Genomic DNA, 6,058 nt, shown 5'->3' with positions numbered 1-6,058 from the left:
ATCAAAATGGTTAAAACATGAAAACGCTACCTAACCATTTGATATTATTTGATGCAGAATGCCCCATATGCACCTTTTATGCTAAAACGGTTACCTCTGCCGGTATTATTGAAAAAAGCGGCGAAATTGCTTATCAAGACATAACAGCAGAAACCTGCCCCATGGTTGACCGCCAGCGGGCGGTTAACGAGTTGGCTATTGTTAACCAAACTACCGGCGAAGTAAGTTATGGCATTAACAGCCTGTTTAAAATATTGGCGGTTGCAATGCCATGGCTTAAACCCTTACTTACGTTTAAGCCGTTTATATGGGTAATGAGTAAAGTTTACGCCCTTTTTTCCTATAATCGCCGATTGATTATTCCGACAGCTCAAGCCACACAAAAATATGCGTTGCAGCCTACGTTCCGGTTAAGCTACCGGTTGCTCTATCTGGTACTTGCGTGGGCCATTACTGCCTATATACTTACCGCTTATGTGCATTTGATGAAAGGCATTTTACCACAGGGTGATCGGTTTAGGGAATACCTAATATGCGGCGGACAAATATTTTTTCAGGGCGCTATAGTAGTCATCATCGCCAAAAACAAAACTTTTGATTACCTGGGCAATATGATGACGGTTTCTTTGGGCGGCGCTTTGCTATTAATCCCGGGCTTGATTGCCGGCGTATTTTTCAATATAGCCCCCATCGTATATGTACTGTATTTTATGGGCGTGGCCGGATTGATGCTTTTTGAACACATCAGGCGGGTGGGTTTATTGAACTTGTGGTGGGGCCTATCCGTCACCTGGTTAATTTATCTTGTATTAGTTTTATTGGTAATCTTGAAGTAGATTTTTAGCTGCAAGCTGAAACAGTTACATATTCCATTGTCATTTCGAAACGCAGTGAGAAATCTTATACGTTTTACCTATCGTGTAGAGATTGCCACGCTACGCTCGCAATGACGTTTGGGGCCTTTACTCTTCCTGCGGTTTTGGACCGGATGGCTTAAACTTAGGTTTAAAGCCCAGTTTTGGCGTGGTGGGCGCAGGTGTTTCTTCTTCCTTTTTTTCTTCTTCGGGCGGCGCTGCTTCGGCAGGCTTGGTAACTCCGGCTTTAAACCTTGGGGTAAAACCAATTTTGGGTTTATCCTCCGCAGGTGCGGCTTCTTCTTTCTTTTCTACCGCAGGTGCAGGCTCGGCAGGTTTGGGCATATTGGCTGCTTTAAAACGCGGTGTAAAGCCGGGTTTAGGTGCAACAGGAGTTGCCTCTTTAATTTCTTCTGCAGGTTTGGTAACATTAGCCTTAAACTTAGGCACGAAACCCAATTTTGGGGCGACTGTAGGTACTGATGATTCGTTCAAGGTATCTGTTACCGTTTGCTCGGCCAGTTGGTTTTCAATTTTGGGCTTTTCGGTTTTTATTTCGGCAGCTAAATGATAAATCTTGCGCAAATTATTGAACCAGTATTTTTTGGTATGGTCGAAGCTTTTTTCGCCCATTTGATCAAAGTGCTTTTTAAATTCAAAAAACAGTCCGGGCTCCCCTTTTTCAAAGGCAGCAAGGTCAATTCTTTTCTTTTTAAAAAACTCTTCGAATGTCATTTGTTATGTAGATATGAGATGTGAGATATGAGAATTGAGACAAACGGTCTCTAACCTATATCCACACCTGCTAAAAAAAATCTCAAATCTCACGTCTAATATCTCAAATCTAAATAGAGATATCTATATCCAGTTTATTCCAGTGTATGCCATTACCTTTTTGCTCCCAGTCCTCGCGCTCATCATCAGTAGCGTTTTGCAATTTAGGGAACCACTCCAGCGGGAAAACCTGTTGTTTGCCCCCTTCTTTCTCCACAACAAGCAAACCATTGCTAAAGGTTACCTTAACTTTTTTTTCCTCCCTGCGCGATGTGAATAGTGCCATAATTATTGTCTGAACTATGATTTATAGGATTAAAGGATTACTTGATTACTAATCACTATTCTCCACTCACTAATCACTACCCTACTCCGCCATATTATGATAAACCGCCTGCACATCATCGTCCTCTTCCAACCTATCTATCAGCTTTAGTACATCAACAGCCTGCTCCTCGGTTACTTCGTGGAACGATTGCGGCACCCGTTCCAACTTGGCCGATTTAGGCTCAATACCCAAACCTTCCAACGCTTTCTGCATCTTGCCAAAATCTTCAAACGCGGTGTGCAGTACAGCTATGTCGTTCCCTTCTTCATCAGCCTCCACAAATAGTTCTTCTAACCCGGCATCGATCAACTCAAACTCCAGTTCTTCCAGGTCGCGGTCGCCCGGATCAAAAGTAAAAACCGATTTACGGGTAAATATAAAATCTAACGACCCGGTTTTACCTAACGAGCCGTTGTATTTGGTAAAATAGCTGCGTACATTGGCAACCGTACGATTGGTGTTATCCGTAGCGGTTTCTACCAGTACGGCAACGCCATGCGCGGCATAACCTTCGTACACCAGTTCCTCGTAATCTTTTTCGTCGCGACTGGTAGCTCTCTTGATTGCAGCTTCTACCCTATCCTTAGGCATATTTACTGCCTTTGAGTTTTGTATAGCTGTACGCAGGCGCGAGTTGGTATTAGGATCGCCGCCACCGGCTTTTACCGCCATTACTATCTCTTTCCCTAAACGGGTAAACTGTACGGCCATTTTGGCCCAGCGCTTAAATTTTCTTTCTTTACGGAATTCAAATGCTCTTCCCATTGTCTTTTAGTTCATTGTTTGTGGTTCATAGTTGATGGCTGACCATCCCTATAAAACACGAATTGCGAATATAGTATGTTTCTTTTAAATGCTTTTCAGGTTTTTGCCGGTAGTTAAGGCAATTGAAGTGAAATCATTAATTTTTTATTCAGATCATCTATTTCAAATGTAGTGAGTCGACCTAAAATTCCTTGTATTAAAGAAATACTTAACGTTGATATTTTGCCTGTTCGTATTAATGAAGATTTTTTAAGTCCGTTTGCAAAAGTTGGTTCTATCAATAAATCAGTTGGGTCTTGCCAAAACAGCTTTGTGGTGATAAAACAAGTGGTTACATCATCGTCATCTTCTGCTAAAATAACTGCCGGGCGCAGTTTTGTACCGCTTAAATCAGTAAACGGAAAAGTAATTAAAACAATATCACCTTTTGGCATAAGGTTCCTTTATGTCATTTTCAGTATAAAGGTCTTCCTCATCATTCAAAAAATCAAATGACTCTCCCGAGGCCAGGCTTGTCAAATCTTTACTTAACTGCAACTCCTCGTAACGATGTATCAAAGAATCAGCAAAATCAGATATTTCAACAGCTTTTTCAGGAGGAAGTTGATTAATAACGCTTACAGTATGTTTTATAATAGCCTGCTTTGTCATACTCAAATATACTAAAAAATAGTTTTCTTAAATGCTTTTCAGGTTTTTCAACATATCGCTTACCATAGCAGGCAAATCATACTGCGGTTTCCAGCCCCAGTCGTTTTGCGCGCAGGTATCGGCTATGGATCTTGGCCAGCTATCGGCTATGGCCTGGCGCGGGTCGTTTTGGGCGTAGGTTATTTCAAAACCGGGCACTTGCTTTTTAATTTCGGCAGCCAGTTGCGCGGGGGTAAAACTGATGCCCGCCAGATTATAGGATGAGCGTATCTTCACCTGCTCCGCGGGGGCATCCATTAATTGCAGGGTGGCGTGTATGACATCGTCCATATACATCATGGGCAGGGCGGTATCGGCAGAAAGAAAACTTTCATATTTGCCATTTTCCAATGCCTCGTGAAATATATTAACCGCGTAATCGGTAGTGCCGCCGCCGGGTGCCGACCGCCAGCCTATCAGGCCGGGGTAACGCAGGCTGCGCACATCAACGCCGTATTTGGTATGGTAATATTCGCACCAGCGTTCGCCGGCCAGCTTGCTAAAACCATAAACGGTGTTGGGGTCCATCACACAATACTGCGGGGTATTTTCGCGGGGCGAATTTGGCCCGAATGCCGCTATGGAGCTTGGCCAAAATACTTTAACAGGTTTATAGGCCCGGGCAAAATCCAATACATGTATCAAACCGGTCATGTTCAGGTCCCACGCTTTTTTGGGGAATTGTTCGCCGGTGGCGGATAGCATGGCGGCTAACAAATAAACTTGCGTAGGATGATATTTCTCGAAGATATAATGCAGCTCGGTATCCTGCATCACATTAACATGCTCAAACGGGCCATCCGATTGCGGGAAAGCTGAATTATGAATATCCGCGGCAACCACGTTTTCGCTGCCGTATTTCATCCGCAATGCTCTTACCAGCTCTGTTCCTATTTGCCCGTTGGCGCCAATTACTAATATCTTTTCGCTCATGTTATTATCTCTAACAATAAATATAAGGTTTTGATTGATCACTATAAATGTTTGGAGATTTTCAAGAAACGTTATTATTCCCTCCCTGGGGAGGGGTGCGGTTGTCTGTGAAGTTGCAGGGAGGGGTTTAGCCGATTTGCGGCATTGTGAAACCCCTCCCTACACCCTCCCGGGGGAGGGAATCGCACAACCCACACCTTTTTATGATCTTCCGAAAGCCTGTGATGACAACTCCATAACGGTGCTAATTATTAATGTTTTTAATTGCCAAATATTGAGTTATTTTTGATTACCCAGTTATAACCATTATGAACCTGCTAACCAAAGTATTATTGCCTGCTTTTATATTTGTCGTGCCATATCTGGCCACCGCGCAAACCCCTGCCACCAAACCCACCGAAGCTGTACCCGATTGGGCGCAACCCGGAACAGCTACGCACAAACAAGTAGCACCGCCGTCCGACTATCATAAGCCTACGCGCACTACGTACAAGCCCATAGGCATTTTTACCGCGCAATCTGATATCGGCTCGCCCCTCATAGAGGGCAGCGCTACTTACGATGCCGCAACAAAAGCTTATACCATACACTCTGCCGGGTATAACATCTGGTATATGCGGGATGAGTTCCGCTACTTATGGAAGAAAGTATCGGGCGATGTTTCGATGGCCGCCAATATTACCTATACTGATGTAGATGGGTATGAGGACCGTAAAGCCGTTTTAGTTATCCGCCAAAGTTTGGATGATGATGCCAAAGAGGCCGTTGTGGCCCTGCATGGCGCGGGTATGTTCCATTTGGCATGGCGACCAGAAAAAAGTGTAAAGGTTGTGGATATGGAATACCGCGTAGGCAGCCGTGGCGCGCTACCCGGCGGCAAAAATGGCGACGATCTGGTTACCGCGCACCCCAAACGCATTGGTATTGAAAAACGTGGCGATAGCTTCGCCCTGTTTGTGAGCATGAATGGCGAACCCATGCACCAGTTTGGCGAACCTATCAAGCTAAAAATTAAAGCGCCTTTTTATGCAGGTATAGGTTTTTGCTCGCACGTGCCTGATAAAGCGGATAAGGCCATATTATCAGATGTGGTTTTTGTTAATAAGGCGGGGATGGTGAGGTAAACCATATAGCTGCACATATCTACAGTTAATCCCCTAACAAAAATGAAACTAGCATTAAAATATGAATTAGAGAAATCCACGCTTCTTAGCAAGGAAGAGGTCGTAGAAAGAATTTACGAAACAATAGCAAATACAAAATTTGTTGTCAGTAATGAAGAGCCCGATAAAATAAGTTTTGAACAAGATTATACACGCGTTTATTTAAGAGGGGACAAGGCTTTAGATATTGAATTGGGAGTTTTTTCTATCAATGTTGTTGGAGAACAAACTATAGTAGTTTTGTCTTATTATGTATCATTTTTATCCGGTATTATTATAATTTCATTTTTGGCGGTATTGAGTTTCTTCGTACCAGAAGCTTGGTTTGTAACTATAGTGATGATTATTTTAGTTTTTATGAGTATACCAAGGGCTAAAGCAACTTGTAAAAAAATGTTGGACGAGATAGTTAAAAATGAAGATTCCGATTTCTATGATCTATGCAACTAATTTGCAATAATTTTTTTCGTATTTCCTATTTTGGTTGACGCAAGCAAAAACGCGCAGGATGAGTTTGTTTCTGACTGCGTTGATTACGCTCATTTTGTTCT

The 6,058-nt window shown here is 43.1% G+C and carries 9 protein-coding genes; 3 read left to right on the top strand and 6 right to left on the bottom strand.

Annotation, left to right across the window (positions count from 1 at the left end; translation table 11 throughout):
• Window positions 1-17: 17 nt before the first annotated feature.
• Window positions 18-836: a DCC1-like thiol-disulfide oxidoreductase family protein gene (locus ABI367_RS05885; RefSeq protein ID WP_462227204.1), complete on the top strand. Its 819-nt coding sequence runs from the start codon at window positions 18-20 to the stop codon at window positions 834-836.
• Window positions 837-962: 126 nt separating this feature from the next.
• Here ABI367_RS05885 and ABI367_RS05880 read toward each other — a convergent pair whose 3' ends face one another.
• From ABI367_RS05880 to ABI367_RS05855, 6 genes are all read right to left on the bottom strand, one after another.
• Window positions 963-1,589, bottom strand: coding sequence for a hypothetical protein (locus ABI367_RS05880; RefSeq protein WP_462227203.1), 627 nt, complete (start codon window positions 1,587-1,589; stop codon window positions 963-965).
• A gap of 109 nt (window positions 1,590-1,698) precedes the next feature.
• Window positions 1,699-1,914, bottom strand: coding sequence for a DUF2442 domain-containing protein (locus ABI367_RS05875; RefSeq protein ID WP_462227202.1), 216 nt, complete (start codon window positions 1,912-1,914; stop codon window positions 1,699-1,701).
• Window positions 1,915-1,995: 81 nt separating this feature from the next.
• Entirely contained in the window at window positions 1,996-2,721 is a 726-nt protein-coding gene (locus ABI367_RS05870) for a YebC/PmpR family DNA-binding transcriptional regulator (protein ID WP_462227201.1), read from the bottom strand.
• Between the two features lie 113 nt (window positions 2,722-2,834).
• The gene (locus ABI367_RS05865) at window positions 2,835-3,155 is read right to left on the bottom strand and encodes a type II toxin-antitoxin system PemK/MazF family toxin (protein ID WP_462227200.1); all 321 of its coding nucleotides are present in this window, start codon (window positions 3,153-3,155) and stop codon (window positions 2,835-2,837) included.
• On the bottom strand, window positions 3,142-3,372 hold the full coding sequence (locus ABI367_RS05860) for a hypothetical protein (RefSeq protein WP_462227199.1): 231 nt from the start codon (window positions 3,370-3,372) through the stop codon (window positions 3,142-3,144). The genes ABI367_RS05865 and ABI367_RS05860 overlap by 14 nt, the downstream gene beginning before the upstream one ends.
• Window positions 3,373-3,399: 27 nt before the next feature.
• Window positions 3,400-4,344 carry an NAD-dependent epimerase/dehydratase family protein gene (locus tag ABI367_RS05855; RefSeq protein WP_462227198.1) on the bottom strand — a complete coding sequence of 315 codons (945 nt, stop codon included), beginning with the start codon at window positions 4,342-4,344 and terminating at the stop codon, window positions 3,400-3,402.
• 308 nt (window positions 4,345-4,652) lie between these two features.
• Between ABI367_RS05855 and ABI367_RS05850 the strand changes: the two genes are divergently transcribed.
• Both ABI367_RS05850 and ABI367_RS05845 read left to right on the top strand, forming a co-directional pair.
• Entirely contained in the window at window positions 4,653-5,468 is an 816-nt protein-coding gene (locus tag ABI367_RS05850) for a hypothetical protein (protein ID WP_462227197.1), read from the top strand.
• Window positions 5,469-5,510: 42 nt separating this feature from the next.
• Window positions 5,511-5,957, top strand: a complete 447-nt coding sequence (locus ABI367_RS05845; protein ID WP_462227196.1) for a hypothetical protein — start codon at window positions 5,511-5,513, stop codon at window positions 5,955-5,957.
• Window positions 5,958-6,058 lie beyond the last annotated feature (101 nt).

Origin of the sequence: Mucilaginibacter sp. (assembly GCF_039935595.1) — a bacterium.
Lineage (GTDB): Bacteria > Bacteroidota > Bacteroidia > Sphingobacteriales > Sphingobacteriaceae > Mucilaginibacter.
This window is presented reverse-complemented; position numbering and strand designations above follow the sequence as displayed.

Bases quoted from the DNA above. Each gene is read 5' to 3' on its own strand.
- ABI367_RS05885 (WP_462227204.1), top strand. From the start codon at position 18: ATGAAAACGCTACCTAACCATTTGATATTATTTGATGCAGAATGCCCC.
- ABI367_RS05880 (WP_462227203.1), bottom strand. From the start codon at position 1,589: ATGACATTCGAAGAGTTTTTTAAAAAGAAAAGAATTGACCTTGCTGCC.
- ABI367_RS05875 (WP_462227202.1), bottom strand. From the start codon at position 1,914: ATGGCACTATTCACATCGCGCAGGGAGGAAAAAAAAGTTAAGGTAACC.
- ABI367_RS05870 (WP_462227201.1), bottom strand. From the start codon at position 2,721: ATGGGAAGAGCATTTGAATTCCGTAAAGAAAGAAAATTTAAGCGCTGG.
- ABI367_RS05865 (WP_462227200.1), bottom strand. From the start codon at position 3,155: ATGCCAAAAGGTGATATTGTTTTAATTACTTTTCCGTTTACTGATTTA.
- ABI367_RS05860 (WP_462227199.1), bottom strand. From the start codon at position 3,372: ATGACAAAGCAGGCTATTATAAAACATACTGTAAGCGTTATTAATCAA.
- ABI367_RS05855 (WP_462227198.1), bottom strand. From the start codon at position 4,344: ATGAGCGAAAAGATATTAGTAATTGGCGCCAACGGGCAAATAGGAACA.
- ABI367_RS05850 (WP_462227197.1), top strand. From the start codon at position 4,653: ATGAACCTGCTAACCAAAGTATTATTGCCTGCTTTTATATTTGTCGTG.
- ABI367_RS05845 (WP_462227196.1), top strand. From the start codon at position 5,511: ATGAAACTAGCATTAAAATATGAATTAGAGAAATCCACGCTTCTTAGC.